This is a genomic window from Gracilibacillus sp. JCM 18860 (assembly GCF_055395245.1).
Genome location: NZ_AP043868.1, coordinates 195,008 through 213,215, shown reverse-complemented (window position 1 = coordinate 213,215; position 18,208 = coordinate 195,008). Strand labels below are relative to the sequence as shown.

The following is an 18,208-nucleotide window of genomic DNA, read 5'->3' as shown; positions in this document are numbered from 1 at the left end:
TTGCCACTTGCTATCTGAATTTTCTAATTTCCTACTTTAGGCCATAAAAAAACCCCTTTGCAAAATCGCAAAGAGGTAGACGTGTCCTATATATACACGCTTATCTTCCATGCAACCTTGCAAGCATCTCTGTACTTTCTTAAAGGTTACTTATTCTTTTCATATATGATCACATGATCTTCGTGATCAATTTCTTCCAGTTCAACTGTTATAATCTCATTTTGAGAGGTAGGAATATTTTTCCCAATAAAATCAGCCCTTATTGGCAGTTCTCGGTGTCCTCTGTCTACAAGCACAGCAAGCTGTATTTGGGAAGGCCTTCCATGATCCATGATGGCATCCATTGCTGCTCGAACCGTACGACCAGTATAGAGAACATCATCCACAAGAACGACATTTTTATCGGTTACTTGTTCTTTTAGTTTTGCATCATTTAACTGTGGTTCATTTAAATCACCAGCATGGGACAAATCATCTCGATAAAGTGTAATATCTAATTCACCTATCGGTATTTCTACTCCTTCAATTTCTTTAATTCGTTCTTTTAAGCGGTTGGCAATAGGAACTCCCCTTGTTTTAATTCCGACAAGCATGAGTCCTTCTACCCCTTTGTTTCTTTCCAATATTTCATGAGCAATTCTTGTCAATGCACGTTTCATGGCATTGGCATCCATTACATTTGCTTTCTTATTCATCATAAAAACTCCTTTTAGGAACGTTATAGTGTTTCGTAAAATTTTTGGATATTACAGCATAGAAAAAGCCTTATTCTCCGTGAGGGAATAAGGCTTTTTAGATACACGTATACCGTACAACGTTATCTCTGCTCCTTTTCCAGCCTCACAGGACTGTTTTAAAAGGTCTTTATGATATTAAATATATTATGACAAATAATGAGTTTTTCGTCAATAACTTTTTCGAATATTATCTAAAACCTGTTCGAATTTTGCTGGAAGACCTGCTTCAAATGTTAGTTCTTTCTCTGTCATCGGATGGGTAAAGGTTAATTTATATGCATGCAATGCTTGACCTTCTACATCTATCGATTTTTTTTGTCCATATTTGGGATCACCAACTATAGGAAAACCGATATATTTCATGTGAACCCGAATTTGGTGAGTTCTTCCGGTGTCTAATATACATTTTATGAAGGTAAACTTACCATGCAACCTTTCCAATATTTCAAAATGTGTGATTGCTTGTTTACCATTTTCTACAACATCCATCATTTGGCGATTTTTCACACTTCGCCCGATCGGAGCATCTATTGTGCCATATTCATGAGGAATATCTCCATGGACTAATGCTTTATATTCACGTCTCATTTTTTTGTTTTTTAATTGTTCTGCTAACTTCTCGTGAGCTATGTCGTGTTTCGCCACAACTAATAGACCACTCGTATCCTTATCGATTCGATGTACAATGCCTGGCCTCGCTACTCCATTAATACCTGATAGATCTTGACAATGATAAAGCAGTGCATTAACTAATGTATCCTCATAATGCCCTGCAGCGGGATGAACAACCATACCACTCTTTTTGTTTATCACTATCAAATCACTATCTTCATAAACAATATCTATTGGAATATTTTCGGCCTTCACCTCAAGTGGTTCCACCTCTGGAATATCCCATTTTATTACATCACCGATTTGGCATTTATAGTTTTGTTTTACGACATGATCATTAACCTGTACAAGCTTTTTATCAAACCATGTTTTGATCTGCGACCTTGAGTAATCCTCTGTAATGTCTACTAGAAGCTTGTCAATTCGAATGCCTTTTTCGTTATTTTCTACTTTATATTGAAAGTTGTTCATGAATTCTTGCTCCTTTTCTTGTTGCGTTCGTCCAAGATTGTAAAAATAAAGATGCTTATTACCCCAATTACTAAAGAGGAGTCGGCAATATTAAAAATTGGGTAATTATAGCTACCTATGTAAAAATCAAAAAAGTCTACTACTTCTTTGCGAAAGAGACGATCAATAAAATTACCAATCGCACCACCCAGTATGAGTGCTAATGCCAGCCCGAGTAATTTACTCTCTTTCGCATGTTTTTGAATATAATAGATAACAAATCCGATCACGATTACTGTAATAATATAAAAAAATGTCATTTGGCCTGATAATATTCCCCATGCTGCTCCAGTATTCCTATGTGATGTAAGGTAAAAGAAATTTTCTATTACTGTAATCCGCTCACCTAATTCCATATTTTTTACTACCAATAATTTTGTTAACTGATCTAATAATATGACGACAAATGCCACGAGATAAACCCACATAGCTTTAACCTCCAACTTTCCTTCAATTTAATACTCAACACTAAAAATTATTATATCATGTTCTTATTAAATATAATAATTAGAATGGAATCAAGGCTTTCACCCACTTTATCTAATAACTTACCTTTTTCCTCCTATTCCGCATACTTCGCCAATAAAAAACCAACTACCTTTTTGTCATGGTAGTTGGTTTTTCCATCTTTATGCTTCTGTGTAATGTTCGTTAACAACAGATGCACATCTAGCGCAAAGTGTCGGATGGTCATTGTTTTCACCGACGGAATCAGAAACAACCCAACAACGTTCACATGTTTCTCCTTGATGCTTCATAATTTTCACTGTAACAAATTCATAAGCTTTACCATCCGTTAATTCATCGACAATTTGAACTTCAGAAACGATTAACAGCTGATGCAAAAATGGAATATTTTGTAGAATTGCAGCTGTTTCTTCACTGTTCGGTTGGATAATAACTGAAGCTTCCAATGATTTTCCTATTACTTTTTCAGAACGCGCCTCTTCCAATGCTTTAAGAATATCATCCCTCACTTTCATAAAGCTATCCCATTTTTTCTCTAATCGAGCTGCATTACTTAGATCTCTTGTTTTTGGCATTTCACATAACTGGACATATTCTTCTTGGACATCCGGAATAAAAGACCAAACCTCTTCCATTGTATGTGTTAAGATTGGTGTTAAAAGCTTTACTAATGAAGTAACTATTTCATAATACACTGTCTGAATACTTCTTCTTCTCGGATGATCCTCTGCTTCAATATAGAGAATATCTTTTGCAAAATCTAGATAGAATGAGCTCAATTCAATACTACAAAAATTATGGATGGTTTGATAAACTGTTGAAAAATCATAATTCTCATAGGCATTTAATGATTTATCTATTACTTTTTGGAGCTTCAATAGCATAAATTGATCGATTTCTTCTAACTTATCATCCGCCACTTTGTGTTCTAAACGGAAATCAGCTAAATTTCCTAATAAAAAGCGGAAGGTATTACGAATTTTTCGATATCCCTCAGATGTTTGTTTAATAATTTCATCAGAGATTCGTACGTCTGCTTGATAATCAACAGAGGCAACCCATAAACGTAGAATATCTGCACCATATTGCTTCATAATCTTCGCTGGGACTACTACATTCCCAACTGATTTACTCATTTTTCTTCCTTGTCCATCAAGAGCAAATCCATGACTAATTACTGTTTCGTAAGGGGCTTTCCCCGTCACCGCAACTGCTGTTGAGATAGAAGAATTAAACCAGCCACGGTATTGGTCAGAACCTTCTAAATACACATCCGCAGGTCGTTGTAATGCCTCTCTTTCCTCAAGAACACCTTCATGGGAAGAGCCTGAATCAAACCAAACATCCATAATGTCGGTTTCCTTCGTGAAAGTACCATTTGGACTATGTTCAGAAGTAAATCCGTCTGGTAACAGATCTTTTGCTTCCCATTCAAACCAAACGTTGGATCCGTGTTCTCTAAACAAATTAGCAACATGAGCAATCGTTTCATCAGTGATAATCGGGGTTTTATCCTCACCATAGAATACAGGAATAGGAACGCCCCAAGTCCTTTGTCTTGAAATACACCAATCTTCTCGATCACGAACCATATTATACAAACGGGTTTCTCCCCAATTAGGTATCCAGTTAATTCGATTAATTTCAGTTAAGATATCTTCGCGAAAATCTTTAATTGATGCAAACCATTGATTCGTTGCACGAAAAATCGTTGGTTTCTTTGTGCGCCAATCATGTGGATAGGAGTGTGTAATAAACTCCATTTTTAATAAGGCATCAGTCTCTGTTAATTTTTCTGTTACCACTTTATTTGCTTGGTCATAGAATAGTCCTTCAAATCCAGGCGCTTCATCTGTGAAATAACCTTTTTCGTCTACTGGACATAGAACATCTAATCCATATCTTCTTCCGACAATAAAGTCATCCTCACCGTGTCCAGGTGCCGTATGAACAAGTCCTGTACCGCTTTCGGTTGTAACATGATCGCCAAGAATAATTAGTGAATCTCTATCATAGATAGGGTGTTTGGCGACAATGTTTTCTGCTTCTGTCCCTTTAAATGTTTGGATAACCTCAGCATCTTTCCATTCTAAGGTTTCATTCACTTGGCCTAGCATGTCATGAGCAATAATAAATTTTTGGTTTGCCGTTTTTATTACTGCATACTCTAAATCTGGATGTAGGGAAATAGCTAGGTTTGCTGGAATAGTCCATGGTGTTGTTGTCCAAATAATAAATTTCTCATCACCATCTAATAAATCTTTGCCATCCTTTACATCAAAGGCAACGTAAATAGATGCTGAACGTTTATCTTGGTATTCGATCTCTGCTTCTGCAAGGGCAGATTCAGAAGATGGGGACCAGTAAACTGGCTTTAGTCCTTTATAGATATAGCCTTTTTTCGCCATTTCTCCAAACACTTTAATTTGTGCAGCCTCATAGGACTTATTCAGTGTAATATATGGATTCTCCCAATCCCCTCTTACACCTAGCTGTTTAAATTGAACCCGTTGATTATCTACCTGTTTTAATGCATATTCCGCACATTTTTGGCGAAATTCGGCAATGGTCATCTTTTTTCGATTCACTTTCTTTTTGGCTAATGCTTGCTCAATAGGCAGGCCATGTGTATCCCATCCGGGTACGTAAGGTGCATGGTATCCAGCCATCGACTTATACTTGACGATAAAGTCCTTTAAGATTTTATTTAAAGCATGGCCCATATGGATATCGCCATTTGCATATGGCGGTCCATCATGAAGAATAAACAATGGATTACCTTTTGTTTTTGCTTGGACTTTTTCATATAGCTTTTCTTCATCCCATTGCTCTTGCATTTTAGGCTCTTTGTTTGGAAGATTTCCGCGCATCGGAAAATCTGTTTTAGGCATATTTAACGTTTGTTTATATTCCACTATATTTCCTCCTTTTTCTGTCATCCCTAAACGATTCGTATCCTTCATTAGATTAAAAAAGCTCCTCACATCCCAAAAGGGACGAGAGGAGCTCGCGGTACCACCCTAATAGATAATTTCCAGTAAATTATCCACTTTCTATTCGTAACGTGAATCAATCGACTATCCCTACACATCCAATTACTTCAGGATAGCAACTCATGGGTGATCTTCTATTGATACGCTATATTAGGCTCCCACCATCCCTAACTCGCTATGAATAACCTGTTATCAATATACTGTCCCAATCGCTGTATTTATAATGGATATTAATGCATAAATTATAGAGAATTTCAGATAAAACGTCAAGTATGATTTCTTAATTATTGGCTTCTTCCGCCTTTTCTAATTCCTCATTCTCTAATTCAACTTTAAATAAGCCATCCCAATCATCATTGTCAATCAAATCAAGCTGTGCTTCTACCATCATTCTTAACCTTGTGCGGAAAACCTTTGCTTGTTTTTTTAATTCTTCTACTTCAAGTGCAATCGCTCTTGATTTATGTAAAGCTTCATTAATAATTCTATCAGCATTTTTCTCTGCTTCTTTTATGATTAATTTTGATTCTTTTTTAGCATTTTCCTTCACTTCTTCTGCAGTTTCTTGGGCAACTAGAATAGATTTATTTAAAGTTGTCTCGATATTAGAGAAATGTTTTAGTTTTTCTTCTAATTGTTCAACTTTCTCCTTATACTCTTTCTTTTCTTTAATCACTGCCTCATAATCCTTAATAATTTGGTCTAAGAATTCATTGACATCATCTTCATCGTACCCACGGAACCCTCTGGTAAATTCTTTATTATGAATATCCAATGGTGTTAATGGCACACCGGCCACCTCCTTCATTCAAGTCAGTACTTTTAACTATAGTACCATACATATTTGACAAAAACACAAAAAATCCTGCATTTTTATAATAATTTTTCGAAAGTGATTCTTAATTTGTCCTTTTTTGTTTTTCCTTGTATTTCTGTTAGCCTCGTTCTACCTTTTCCGCGCACCGATACCATATCCCTCTCCTCTAAAAAATAGGATGGCTGTTCGATTTTTTGAAAATTGACCTTTACCCATCCTTTTTTAATGAGGTCAAGGGCTTGTTGACGTGATACTTGGTACATTTCCTTTATCAATACGTCTAGGCGTAAAGAAGCACAAGTAGTCGTTTTTTCCACCCAATTGTCGCTATTAACCATTCGGTCTGACAGTGAAATCGGCTCAAATTGAACACTAGCTTTTTTTATCGAGGTAATGTTTGATAAAAGATATGTCGAAATATCTTTGGAGACAAGTATTTGGATTTCACCATGATGGATCTTAATGTCTCCTATTTTTTTTCGTTCAATGCCTGAAGAAAGAAAAGCACCGAGAACATCTGGGTGCTCGATTTTCACAAATTTAATTGGATAGCTTGCCCGAAGTAATTCTGTTTCAAATGATTCTTCTCCCAGCTCTTCATAGTATGGGGCTAATATTGCTCGTTTTCTTTCGGCGTGCTCCCATGCACCAAAAAACGCCAGCTGAAGTGTATCATCATTGCCAATTATTGATTGAAATATCCACTGTTCTCGTGGGTGCAGAAAATCTGTCAGTCGTGGAATGAAGCTTCTGTTGATCTCATCTTTCCAAGACATTACCTGATCAACGAAAGGTGCTTCCTCCTGTCTAAAATGTTGATAAATATCCATCTCCATCACCTAATATAAAATACTCATAAATAAATAAGCCAATCCTTGTCTCGCAAAGTGAAGTACAAAAAGTGCTACAATTGGAGAAATATCAATCATTCCGCCAATCGGAGGAATAATTTTTCGAAACGGCTCTAGGTATGGCTCTACAATTTTTGCTAATACCTGTCCGATGGAGGAATCTCTTGCCCCAGGGAACCAAGACATTAAGATATAAATAATAATCGCATAAGTATAAATCTCCATGGCGATATCTATTGTTCTAAACAACCAAAACATTAAATTACCACCTTTGCTCTGGATCTACATCTTCCATTATTTCCGTGATACTACCAGTTATTTCAATATTCTCAGGCGTACAAAGGAAGGTCTGTGACCCTAATTTTTTTATTTGGCCTGACACGGCATAAACAGCACCACTCATAAAATCGATTATCTGTCTTGCCTGACCTGTATCAACTCGCTGTAAATTAATCACAACAGAACGTCTATTCACAACATGCTCCGCAATATCTTGAACCTCATCGTACGAACGTGGTTCACACAATACCATTTTTGCGCTTGGTTGAACGGATTTTAAGCTAACAACATTTTTCTTGGAGCGTCTTTCCTTTTGTTCTTCATCTGATTCTTCCATTTCTTCTTCGATGATTTCATATTCTTCATCTAGTCCAAATAAGTTTTTGAATTTCCCCTTCATTCCCACCGTGCATCACCTCGTTTCAGTTATCATATGGTCCAACTAATTCAGAGCCTATTCTAATATGGGTAGCGCCTTCTTCAATTGCAATCATATAATCATTACTCATCCCCATAGACAAAAAGGAGCATGGGGCATGCTGCCAATTATTCGCCATGATCTTATCACGTAAAAGTCTCAGCTCTCGAAAGGTATTTCGAATAAGTGCTTCGTCCTCCGTAAATGGTGCCATTGTCATTAATCCAACGACTTGAATATGAGGATAACTTGCAAGTTTTTCGATAAAAGGAATAACTTCATCCTTGGTTAAACCGTGTTTAGACGTTTCACCGCTTATGTTTACTTGAACAAAACAAGGCGTTTGTTTAGATGCCCTTTTATTAATTTCTTTTGCAAGAGATTGACGATCAAGTGAATGAATGAAGTCTACTTTATCGATGATATCCTTTACTTTACGTGATTGTAATGACCCAATAAAATGCCAGTGTACATCTTGTTCCAACTCTGCTTGTTTTTCTAATAATCCTTCTAAACGATTTTCACCAAGATTTGTAATTCCAGCTGCGAACGTTTCTTTTGCCCTATCTATTGTAACATACTTCGTTACACCGATTATCGTAATATCGTTAGGGCTTCGATCCACACGATCACATGCTTGTTCGATTTTTGTTCGGATGCCTGCCAAATTTTCTACTACCTTCATTTGTCAAAACTCTCCCTCTGTCATTTATGCTTTATCTATTTTGTGATGTGATAAAACCAATCATTCTGCCTGTCTTATTATCGTCTCTTCGGTGAGAGAAGAATTGCGAGTCATGAGCTGTACAATATTTGGAAACATATATATTGGATGATTGGATTCCCGCTTCTATTAGTTGGGCATAGTTAAGTTCTTTTAAATTTAGGAAATAGCTCGAATCTAATCTAGAATATACACTGCTGTATGTATCTGGCACGTGTTTAATTACTTGCTCACTTACTTCATAGCATTGCCCACATATGCTTGGACCAATCACTACCTCGATCTCTTCTAATGGAATAGATTGGTTTTGAAATGCTTGAATTGTTTTTGCTGCAATATTTCCGACAGTACCTTTCCACCCAGCATGAGATATTGCAAAGGTTAAATTCTTTTTTGCTAAAAAAAACAGAGGTACACAGTCTGCAAACAATGCAGCAATTAAAATATTTGATTTATTCGTGATTAATCCATCCGTATTTCGTATAGCATCATTAAGTTTGTAGCTTCCTTTACCACAGTCAGAATCATCGACCACTTCCACATTGTTTCCATGTATTTGGTCGGCCAAAACCCAGCTATTAAGAGGCACATTTAGCTCTTTTGCTAAGATTTCTCTGTTTCTCAATACATATGCCGGATTATCATCTACGTGAAAACCAAAATTAAAGCTATTGTATGGACTTTCACTAACTCCACCATTTCTGGTTGAAAATCCTGCTAAAATATTAAATTTCTGTCTCCAATGATCTATATATAAAATATTATTATTTTTTCCAAGAAAAAATGGCTCTTTCATCGTAATCCTCCTATTTTTCATCATTTTACCACATTTTCTGAAAACATAACAATTTCATGTACATTACGAAGAGGAAAACGAATCAGACGCATGAATCAAGCAAGCTACTCCTTCACTCGGATCTGATTTGGTTCGTGGAAGGTATAGTTATCTTTTTTAACTAAAATAACATCTTGCCCTATTTTCATTACATTTTCCCAAGGGATGATAATTTCTCTTGATTCTCCAAAAACACCAAAAACTTTTGATTTTGTTGCGACAACTAAATTCGTTATACGCCCAATTTCAACATTAATTTCTATATCCGTTAAATTTCCTATTTTTGTTCCATCCTCTATAAACACGATATCCTTCATCTGCATAGCCGATAATGTAATCATTTTACCACCACCTTATTAAACAATATATGTTGCTATTGATAAAATATGGTGAACCTTACAACAGATTTTTTAAAATTCATGAAAAAAATCGTATGACAAAACACTCACTGCAAATAATGATAAGGAGACTTTTACTTACTAGGATGGTTTGGGTAAAAGGCTTGATAACTAGCTTTAGGAGTTGATTAGATTGGGTAAGGATGAACATAAATTAAATAGTAATCGAAATAAATTAGCACAAACACCTAAAAATCAAATCGGGGATGGGTTAGATATTGAATTCTCTGAAGAGGTAGCAGATATAGAGGACAAACAAGCACAAGCACGTAGTAGAGCTGCTGATAAGCGTGTAAAAGGAGCTGCTTCTAGAAGTTAGTAAATAAATACAAAACCCTGTTTCATTATCGAAACAGGGTCGTATTTTTGTTACATTTTCACGAATCAAACATCTCTTTATTCATTTCTTTGATTGCGGCTTTTTCAAGTCTTGATACTTGAGCTTGGGAGATGCCGATTTCATCAGCAACTTCCATTTGGGTCTTACCTTGGAAGAAACGTTTATTTAAAATCATTTTCTCCCGTTTATTCAGTCGTTGCATTCCTTCTTTAATAGATAAGTAATTAATCCAGTCATTATCTTTTATGGAATCATCGCTTACTTGATCCATTACGTAAATCGGATCCCCTCCATCATTAAATATTGGTTCAAACAAGGACACAGGATCTTGTATTGCATCAAGCGCAAAGATTACATCTGTTACTGGAACATCTAGTTCTTCAGCGATTTCCATTGGAGAAGGATCTTTTGCTGTTTTACTCATTAACTTTTCTCTTGCATGTAATGCTTTATAAGCGATATCGCGAAGTGACCTTGATACTCGAATCGGATTATTGTCTCTTAAATAACGTCGAATCTCGCCAATTATCATTGGCACAGCATAAGTAGAAAATTTTACATTTTGACCAAGATCAAAATTATCAATGGATTTTAGCAGACCGATACATCCAACTTGGAATAAGTCATCACCGTATTCACCGCGATTGTGAAAACGTTGAATTACACTTAAGACCAACCGTAAATTGCCATTGACAAGCTTTTCTCGCGCTGTTTGATCTCCTTCATGCATTGCTTTAAACAGCCTTCTCATTTCTTCATTCTTTAATACTGGTAATGTAGATGTGTCTACCCCACAAATTTCAACTTTATGTCTTGTCATCATGCACCCTCCCGATTGGAGATCCTTCTCAAAAATCAGTATCACCAATCAGGGCGTTTTTATGCATACATAACTAGACCATCTTATTAAATTCCTTTTGCAATCGCTTGATTATTTTCTTCTCAAGCCTTGATATATATGACTGTGAAATACCTAGCATATCTGCTACATCTTTTTGGGTTTTTTCTTCATTATTTACTAGACCAAACCTAAGCTCCATTATTTGTTTTTCCCTGCCATTTAATTGATCTAAGGCATCCTTTAGTAGTGATTTATCAACACTTTGTTCTAAATCCTTAAATGTTACATCATCATCCGTTCCAAGCACATCTGATAATAAGAGCTCATTGCCATCCCAGTCGACATTTAACGGCTCATCAAAAGAGACTTCTGTTTTTAATTTATTATTTTTGCGTAAGTACATGAGAATTTCGTTTTCGATACACCGTGAAGCATAAGTTGCTAGCTTAATCTTCTTTTCTGGATTAAAAGTATTGATTGCTTTTATAAGTCCAATCGTTCCAATGCTAATTAAATCTTCTATATTGATTCCCGTGTTTTCAAATTTTCTTGCAATATAAACAACTAAACGCAAATTTCGTTCGATTAACATAGCGCGAGCAGATTTGTCTCCATTAGGTAATCGGTTAATTAATTCAAATTCTTCTTCTTTTGATAAAGGAGGTGGTAATGCTTCGCTACCACCAATATAAAAGATCTCCTCTTCAATAAAACCGAGCTTTTTTAATACCTTATAAAGAATCATTTTATATTTGTTTTGTACAATTAGCATTAATTCCACTCCTATCTCTATTTATCCTGCTTTTTTAAATAATCTAGGGTGAAGCAAGCATTGATAGCTGTTATCACCAACTAACCTCCCAAATTGAATACCAATAAGCACGTCTTCAATAAGCAAAGGATTTTGTTTATTCATATGTATTTGAATGTAATCAGGCTTAAATGCAAGTAACCACTCACTCTGACCTCCCACCCCTTTGAAAGGAATGATTCGAAAGAAGGGATAAGGAAATTCATCTGCTTCACCATCTTTGAATTGTTGAAAGCTATCTTTTAATTCTTTGAATGATTGCTTATCGAACCATGTTTGCATTAAATATTCATCACCTATAATGACGGGTAGTTGTGAAATTGGTTCCACAAGCTGATTACCACTATCCATGTAGCCCTTGACATTACTGGTCTTTTCTCGCCAATAGACCGAAACCTCATAGAGATGATCTTTCTTAAATTGATAGTACTTGTGCTTGTCCATTCTCCACTTTGTAAACAGAAAAATTATTGGAAAGCCAACCCCTACAAAGACGACATGAATTTGGGTTGGTTCTAATTCGACATTTAATTGAGTAATGTCATAAGTAAACATATAATGTGCAGCCAATAAGCCACCACCTATTGCAAAAGTCATAAAATAGAAGGAAAAAAGCCTTTTGAGAAATACCGCTAAATTATGAAAACCAAATGCAAGATAGACAATGACGAAAGAATGAATGATTTTTATATACCATGCACCTAAAGAAAGGTCTGGAAAAAGAATGGTTATTGGAACAATAATGGAACCAAAAAAGCCCGCAAAACCTATTCGGTACCATTTCGAGCTTGTAAGATTTATGGATTGTGTTAATAAAAGGATCATCCAATCAATTAGCCAATTTAGTAACCATATCAACTCAACATATATAATCACCTTTTCTATCTCTCCATTATAGGGATTTGTTAATCTTGTTTACCTAGTATAAATGACAAGCTGAAAGAAGTCTGTCAGAATTCGTATGCAAAAAGCCGCTTTTTTTTAGAACTTTTCACTTATTTTGTAGAAGCTTCTTTCTTGTAAATTGTGAGGCTATAGTGAGGCTAGAAACAGAGGATGGAAAAAAAGCAAAAGACCGGGGAAAATCCCCGGTCTAGTTGTTATCTTCTTCGGTTTCGGTTTCGTAAAAAGGTTGGTATGTCTAAAGTATCTTCTTGTTGTTTCGATCCTCTTGAAGAAGAGGAAATGCTAGCAGTAGATTGCTCCTGTGGCTTTTCTTGTACCTCACGTTGTTGTGGGGTATTTTGCTGTAACGAAGATGGCTTTGGTTTAGACTGTGCATTGCGAAGTTGCGATTCATCAAAGCCTGTTGCGATAACCGTTACGACAATTTCATCCTTGAGATCTTCATTAATGACAGAACCAAATATGACATTCACCTCTTGATCTGCTGCAGATGTAACAATGTCTGCAGCTTCTTGTACCTCATAGAGGCTTAAATTAGTTCCACCTGTAATATTCATCAATACCCCGTGAGCACCATCAATAGATGTCTCCAGTAATGGAGAAGAAATTGCTTTTTTGGCTGCTTCAGCTGCCCTACTCTCACCTGTAGCAATACCGATACCCATTAATGCCGAACCTTTATCCTGCATAATTGTTTTCACATCAGCAAAGTCTACGTTAATTAAACCTGGTGTTGCGATTAAATCAGAGATACCTTGTACACCTTGTCGTAATACGTTATCTGCTTCACGGAAAGCTTCTAGCATTGGGGTGTTTTTATCAATTATTTCTAGTAATCTATCATTTGGAATGACGATTAAAGTATCTACATTACTTTTTAAACCTTCAATTCCAGAGACTGCTTGTGTTGCCCTTTTTCTCCCTTCAAAGGTAAAAGGTCTTGTAACCACACCAACAGTTAAAGCGCCTAATTCCTTCGCTACCTGTGCGATAACAGGAGCAGCACCAGTACCTGTTCCACCACCCATACCAGCTGTAACGAAGACCATATCGGCTCCTTTTAATACTTCTTCAATCTGTTCCTTGCTTTCTTCTGCAGCCTTTCTACCAACTTCTGGGTTTGCACCTGCACCCAATCCTCTCGTAAGTTTTGTGCCGAGCTGCATTTTCACTTCAGCCTTAGACAAATTTAATGCTTGTGCATCTGTATTAACAGCAATAAAGTCAACGCCCTGAACACCATGCTCAATCATTCGATTGACGGCATTACTTCCTCCACCACCAACACCAATTACTTTAATTGATGCTAGTTGATCCATATTCGTATCAAAGTCCAACATTTTATTTCCTCCTAATTTTGCTAGTTTACAGGTCTGTCTCTTTCTACGTGTATTATTTTCCAAAATCTACATTTCTCTTACTTTATGTAAGAGGCATATTCACATATAGTTATTGGAAAACAAAGCATTCCCTATTAATCAAAGAAATACTTAAATAAGTTTGCTAGCTTAGGTTCCTTTTTCTCTTTTTTCTCTTTTTCTTTTGGTTGTCTTGTTTTTACTTGTTCCTGTTGTCTTTGTTCAACAGGTTGTGAGACCTCTACTTGCTCTGAAACAGAGCTTGAAAATGCTTTCCCTTGTATTTTCGCATTCTTATAAGCAAATTTCAAGATACCAATTCCAGCCGTATATTGCGGATCTCTAACACCAATGTAATCCGGGATTGCAATTCGAATATTACTCTGAAAAAGTTGCTGTGCTAAATCGGCTGCACCAGGCATGCTCATAGTACCGCCAGTTAAAACAAGCCCACCAGGTATTTCATTATAGCCCATTTTTTGAATTTCTCTAGCACTATAAAGAAAAATTTCTTCTAATCTAGCCTCAATGATCTCTGCAAGATGCACTTGATTATAGACTTCTTTTTGGTTACTACCAATTATATTAACTTCAAAACCTTCCTCCTCATTGGCATCATCATAAAAAGCATAACCGTGATCTAGCTTAATATCTTCTGCTTCTTGAGTCGTTGTTCTCAGACCAATCGACAAATCCTTCGTAATGTTATCTCCACCTAATGGAATAACACTCGTACCTGTTAGCGTATCATCCTCGTATACAGATACAGTTGTACTGCCCCCACCAATATCTAGTAAAGCAACTCCTAGATTCTTCTCATCTTTTGATAAGGCAATTTCACCAGTAGCAAGAGGGTGTAAGCATAAATCTAAGACATTTAATCCAGCTCTTTCTACACATTTTAACACATTATGTAGCATCGTTTTAGAGCAAGTGATAATCGTCCCTTCCATCTCCAGACGAACACCAATCATTCCCCTTGGATCACGGATTTCATCTAAACCATCCACGATAAATTGTTTTGGAATTACATCCACGATTTCACGTTCTGGTGGGATCGAAATTACTTGAGCTGCATCCATCACACGATGGATATCCTCCTCTTTTATCTCCTTGTCTTCACTAGAGACAGCTACCACTCCATGACATGGCTGTAATTCCACATGATTCCCATTAATTCCGACTACTACACTATCAATATGTACATCAACCATTCTTTCCGCTTGCTCTACTGCTGAGCGAATGGAATGAACGGTTTCATCAATATCTACAATTGCACCCTTTTTCATCCCTAGGGATTTCGCGGATCCAACTCCAATAATATTAAGTGTTTCTCCTACAACTTCGCCGATAATTACTTTAATTTTTGATGTACCTATATCTAAGCTGACCAAAATTTCATTGTTGTCCATGAGGCACCTCCTATTTCATACATTAATTAGTCTTATAGTGCATATAGTAAACTATGTTAAACACTATTATAATAAATGTCACGATATTTTTCATGATTTAATGAAAAAAATATCAAGAAAATTGAATTCTCCAAGATAATTCTACACTTTTTGACAAAAAACCGTTATTTTTTTATAAATCGGTACTTTTCCAATAGTAATCTTCTAATTATTGCCAAGTTCTGAAACAATCTCACACCAAATGCAAAAATGGCAGCAAGATATAAGTCAATTCCAAGCTGAACTCCTAGGAATGCTAAGAATGCAGCAAGTGAGACATTGAAGAAGAAACCTGTTATAAACACCTTTTGATCGAATTTATCTTCAAGTTGTGCTCTTATACCCCCGAATAGAGTATCTAGTGCGGCTAATACAGCAATGGATAAATAATTGGCATATATATCAGGAATCGTTATATTTGTCAAAAACCCTAGAATTAATCCCAAAACTAAAAACAATGCAGGCAGCCACATCTATTCTTCACCTTCTTCAATGGAATCCAAAACCTTAAGCCCATCTAAATTAATAGGAGCGTCATATGCTGGTAATACAAGTTCGGTTACTTTTTTAATTTCTAATCGTATATCTTCTAAGGCAAAATAATCTCTGAGCTCACTAACTTCCATATGATCCATTAAATTATTGCTATCACTTGTTAGGACATAGATAGTTGTCGGCAAATCTCCGATTGAGCTTCCATTTACATACACATTATTATTGACATCACGTATTGGGGAAATATTGATGATTCGCTCATTTCCTATCGCAATATCAGTCGCTCCATAATCATTGAGTTCGTTAACTAAAAGCTGTAGTAACTCTGCATTGAGTTGTGGGTATTCAAGATTATTTTCCTTATTACTAAAAAGAGGTTTTAAGCTGATGGTTATACCTTGTCCCTTCTTTTCAGTCAAACCAGCATTTTCCTTTAAATCACCAATGGATTCTTTCAGTGAGGAAATTTGTTGATTTTCTGATTGCCCATTATATTCTTGAAGAACCTTTTCAGCTGTAGCAATTTCATTGTAAAGTGCTTCTTGTGATTCCTGTTCTTCTTTAATACTTGTACGAATTTCCCAAAGATCTCGAGTATCCCTCTGATCTGTTTGTTGATTAGTAACAAATAGGATGGCAATCATAAAACCAATGATTAGACAGATAAAACTAATCCATAGTTTTTCTTTATTTTTCAAGCGATTCATTTTCATCACGTTTCCCTTGCTAGCATCTCAATATTTGATTTTTTTTCAAGTTTTACCTCTACATTATCTTGCACAAGATTATCCACTACACCGTTCTGAAGATTTAAACTCACCTCTAAGGTGTGCTGATCTCCAATTGCTGTTATGACAAATGGTGCTGGGAAGTTGTTTCCATCAATAGAGATTACTGGTCCAACACAAGAGATAGAGCTGTGACGATAGATTCTTTGTCCATTTATCGCAATGGCCTTTGCACCTGCACTATACAGTTCGTTCACAACCTGATGAATGTGCCGGTCATGCACAATGTATTGATTGGCATGCTCTTCTTCTGGTATATAACTTGAATCACTTAACGTAACTGCTACCCCATCACCTGAAACAGAAAGCTCACCTACAAGCTTTTGTAGATTAAGCTTCTGGTCAACTAGATCCTTTAAAACATCCGCTTCATTAGCCAATTCCTGCTCTTGTGTCTGTATTTCTTGTCGGATATTAGCAAGCTCGTTTCTTAGTTGCTTATTTTTATCCTCTAATTCGATTAATTGTTGTCGATAGTAATAATCCTGCTCCCAATCTTTTTCACTTAGTTGCGTTACTTCATTTTTGGATTTAGTATACTGATAACTAAATGTTAACAAAAATCCAAGTACAAAGAAAACAAAAGCAAAAATAAGCTTCCTACTCTTCATCTTTTTCCTCCAACAATTTTTGTTCCTCTTCATTCACATCATATGGAGTAAAGACGGCACCTCCATCATCTATCTTAATGACCCCTTTCTTGTCGCCTTCTAATTGACTAACGATAGAAGGATAGGTTTTCAAGTTTGATGCAAAGTCTCTTGCCGTTGTTTCTACTTCGTAGCCATCATTCATATATAACCTTATAATATATGGATTAGTATCAGATGGTTCACTATGTATTTCTGAAATAAGTGTTCTAATATACCTCGGCAGCTTACTCAATTCATTAGCTAAGCTTTGAAGATTGTTCGCATCTTTAAACTGAAAAATCATAGGGACGCTGCCATCAATCACTTCTTTATTTACTTGCTCCAGAATAGTTCCATCCTCCAATACAGGATACATCACTTGTTCAACTGTCATATAGCCTATATGTGTTAATTCAGTCACTTCAATTTTAATCGTGCCCGGTAACTTTTTTGAAACCTCTGCTTCTTTTATTTGAGAATGATCACGTAATGCTTCTTCTACTTTATTCGATTGTGTGCCCCAGAAATTGGTATCAAGATCTAATTTACTTGTTTCAATAATTTCGTCCTCTGTTAGAAATTGCTCACCCTCTACTTCAATTTTACTTATATTACTCAATGGAGACTGTAAGTAAATACCCACCAATATTAGAATGAAAAATATTACTATGTAAATAATTAATTTTCGATTTGCTTTTTTTCTACGCTCTTGCTTCAGTTTCGGAATACGATCCTCAATCGAAACTACCCTTTTCTCTTCCATTTTTGAACTTCCTTTTTTATCATTCTTTTTAATAGAATGGTATTTAACAATTATAGCTATCACAAAAATTATAACACATCCTCGTACACATGAAAGCATCCAAATTAATCAAATAGTATTTTTTTCAAAACATTCTCTCAAGGTAGTGAAAACCATCAAAAAAGCATTTGTCAAGAATGTT

The 18,208-nt window shown here is 35.9% G+C and carries 21 protein-coding genes and 1 other annotated feature; of the genes, 1 reads left to right on the top strand and 20 read right to left on the bottom strand.

Going from position 1 to position 18,208, the window contains the following annotated elements; genetic code table 11:
- Window positions 1–146: 146 nt before the first annotated feature.
- The 11 genes from pyrR to ACZ5R4_RS01105 all read right to left on the bottom strand — a co-directional run bounded on the left by pyrR (window position 147) and on the right by ACZ5R4_RS01105 (window position 9,585).
- On the bottom strand, window positions 147–695 hold the full coding sequence (gene pyrR / locus ACZ5R4_RS01155) for a bifunctional pyr operon transcriptional regulator/uracil phosphoribosyltransferase PyrR (protein ID WP_109984476.1): 549 nt from the start codon (window positions 693–695) through the stop codon (window positions 147–149).
- Window positions 696–905: 210 nt separating this feature from the next.
- Window positions 906–1,820, bottom strand: coding sequence for an RluA family pseudouridine synthase (locus ACZ5R4_RS01150; RefSeq protein ID WP_054859536.1), 915 nt, complete (start codon window positions 1,818–1,820; stop codon window positions 906–908).
- Window positions 1,817–2,287 (bottom strand): signal peptidase II, encoded by a 471-nt coding sequence (gene lspA / locus ACZ5R4_RS01145; RefSeq protein WP_054859537.1) that lies wholly within the window; start codon window positions 2,285–2,287, stop codon window positions 1,817–1,819. Before lspA ends, ACZ5R4_RS01150 begins: the two co-directional genes overlap by 4 nt.
- Window positions 2,288–2,488: 201 nt before the next feature.
- Window positions 2,489–5,242: an isoleucine--tRNA ligase gene (gene ileS / locus ACZ5R4_RS01140; RefSeq protein WP_109984617.1), complete on the bottom strand. Its 2,754-nt coding sequence runs from the start codon at window positions 5,240–5,242 to the stop codon at window positions 2,489–2,491.
- A gap of 74 nt (window positions 5,243–5,316) precedes the next feature.
- Window positions 5,317–5,542, bottom strand: a binding site (T-box leader).
- A gap of 58 nt (window positions 5,543–5,600) precedes the next feature.
- Window positions 5,601–6,110, bottom strand: a complete 510-nt coding sequence (locus ACZ5R4_RS01135) for a DivIVA domain-containing protein (RefSeq protein ID WP_109984477.1) — start codon at window positions 6,108–6,110, stop codon at window positions 5,601–5,603.
- An 83-nt stretch (window positions 6,111–6,193) separates the two neighbouring features.
- A complete protein-coding gene (locus tag ACZ5R4_RS01130) occupies window positions 6,194–6,967 on the bottom strand; it encodes a YlmH family RNA-binding protein (protein ID WP_109984478.1) in 774 nt (257 codons plus the stop codon).
- Window positions 6,968–6,976: 9 nt separating this feature from the next.
- A complete protein-coding gene (locus ACZ5R4_RS01125) occupies window positions 6,977–7,246 on the bottom strand; it encodes a YggT family protein (RefSeq protein WP_054787596.1) in 270 nt (89 codons plus the stop codon).
- A gap of 4 nt (window positions 7,247–7,250) precedes the next feature.
- Window positions 7,251–7,673: a cell division protein SepF gene (locus tag ACZ5R4_RS01120; RefSeq protein ID WP_277677822.1), complete on the bottom strand. Its 423-nt coding sequence runs from the start codon at window positions 7,671–7,673 to the stop codon at window positions 7,251–7,253.
- Between the two features lie 16 nt (window positions 7,674–7,689).
- Window positions 7,690–8,370, bottom strand: coding sequence for a YggS family pyridoxal phosphate-dependent enzyme (locus ACZ5R4_RS01115; protein WP_109984480.1), 681 nt, complete (start codon window positions 8,368–8,370; stop codon window positions 7,690–7,692).
- Window positions 8,371–8,401: 31 nt separating this feature from the next.
- Complete coding sequence (pgeF, locus tag ACZ5R4_RS01110; protein WP_464367976.1) at window positions 8,402–9,205, bottom strand: peptidoglycan editing factor PgeF; 804 nt, start codon at window positions 9,203–9,205, stop codon at window positions 8,402–8,404.
- Between the two features lie 104 nt (window positions 9,206–9,309).
- The gene (locus ACZ5R4_RS01105) at window positions 9,310–9,585 is read right to left on the bottom strand and encodes a YlmC/YmxH family sporulation protein (protein ID WP_054787599.1); all 276 of its coding nucleotides are present in this window, start codon (window positions 9,583–9,585) and stop codon (window positions 9,310–9,312) included.
- 190 nt (window positions 9,586–9,775) lie between these two features.
- Here ACZ5R4_RS01105 and ACZ5R4_RS01100 point away from each other — a divergent pair, with 190 nt between their 5' ends.
- Window positions 9,776–9,961, top strand: coding sequence for a YfhD family protein (locus ACZ5R4_RS01100; protein WP_054859541.1), 186 nt, complete (start codon window positions 9,776–9,778; stop codon window positions 9,959–9,961).
- Window positions 9,962–10,019: 58 nt separating this feature from the next.
- Here the strand turns inward: ACZ5R4_RS01100 and sigG are convergent, their stop codons facing one another.
- From sigG to ACZ5R4_RS01055, 9 genes are all read right to left on the bottom strand, one after another.
- A complete protein-coding gene (gene sigG / locus ACZ5R4_RS01095; RefSeq protein WP_054787601.1) occupies window positions 10,020–10,802 on the bottom strand; it encodes an RNA polymerase sporulation sigma factor SigG in 783 nt (260 codons plus the stop codon).
- Between the two features lie 73 nt (window positions 10,803–10,875).
- Window positions 10,876–11,595 carry an RNA polymerase sporulation sigma factor SigE gene (sigE, locus tag ACZ5R4_RS01090; RefSeq protein WP_054859543.1) on the bottom strand — a complete coding sequence of 240 codons (720 nt, stop codon included), beginning with the start codon at window positions 11,593–11,595 and terminating at the stop codon, window positions 10,876–10,878.
- A 21-nt stretch (window positions 11,596–11,616) separates the two neighbouring features.
- Window positions 11,617–12,510 carry a sigma-E processing peptidase SpoIIGA gene (gene spoIIGA, locus ACZ5R4_RS01085; protein WP_054859544.1) on the bottom strand — a complete coding sequence of 298 codons (894 nt, stop codon included), beginning with the start codon at window positions 12,508–12,510 and terminating at the stop codon, window positions 11,617–11,619.
- A 224-nt stretch (window positions 12,511–12,734) separates the two neighbouring features.
- Window positions 12,735–13,880: a cell division protein FtsZ gene (gene ftsZ, locus ACZ5R4_RS01080; protein ID WP_109984483.1), complete on the bottom strand. Its 1,146-nt coding sequence runs from the start codon at window positions 13,878–13,880 to the stop codon at window positions 12,735–12,737.
- A 134-nt stretch (window positions 13,881–14,014) separates the two neighbouring features.
- Window positions 14,015–15,310: a cell division protein FtsA gene (ftsA, locus tag ACZ5R4_RS01075; RefSeq protein ID WP_109984484.1), complete on the bottom strand. Its 1,296-nt coding sequence runs from the start codon at window positions 15,308–15,310 to the stop codon at window positions 14,015–14,017.
- 164 nt (window positions 15,311–15,474) lie between these two features.
- Window positions 15,475–15,822 (bottom strand): small basic family protein, encoded by a 348-nt coding sequence (locus ACZ5R4_RS01070; protein ID WP_109984485.1) that lies wholly within the window; start codon window positions 15,820–15,822, stop codon window positions 15,475–15,477.
- Entirely contained in the window at window positions 15,823–16,557 is a 735-nt protein-coding gene (locus tag ACZ5R4_RS01065) for a DUF881 domain-containing protein (RefSeq protein WP_464367975.1), read from the bottom strand.
- A complete protein-coding gene (locus ACZ5R4_RS01060; RefSeq protein ID WP_054787604.1) occupies window positions 16,557–17,243 on the bottom strand; it encodes a DUF881 domain-containing protein in 687 nt (228 codons plus the stop codon). The genes ACZ5R4_RS01065 and ACZ5R4_RS01060 overlap by 1 nt, the downstream gene beginning before the upstream one ends.
- A complete protein-coding gene (locus tag ACZ5R4_RS01055) occupies window positions 17,233–18,027 on the bottom strand; it encodes a cell division protein FtsQ/DivIB (protein ID WP_109984487.1) in 795 nt (264 codons plus the stop codon). Before ACZ5R4_RS01055 ends, ACZ5R4_RS01060 begins: the two co-directional genes overlap by 11 nt.
- Between the last annotated feature and the right edge of the window lie 181 nt (window positions 18,028–18,208).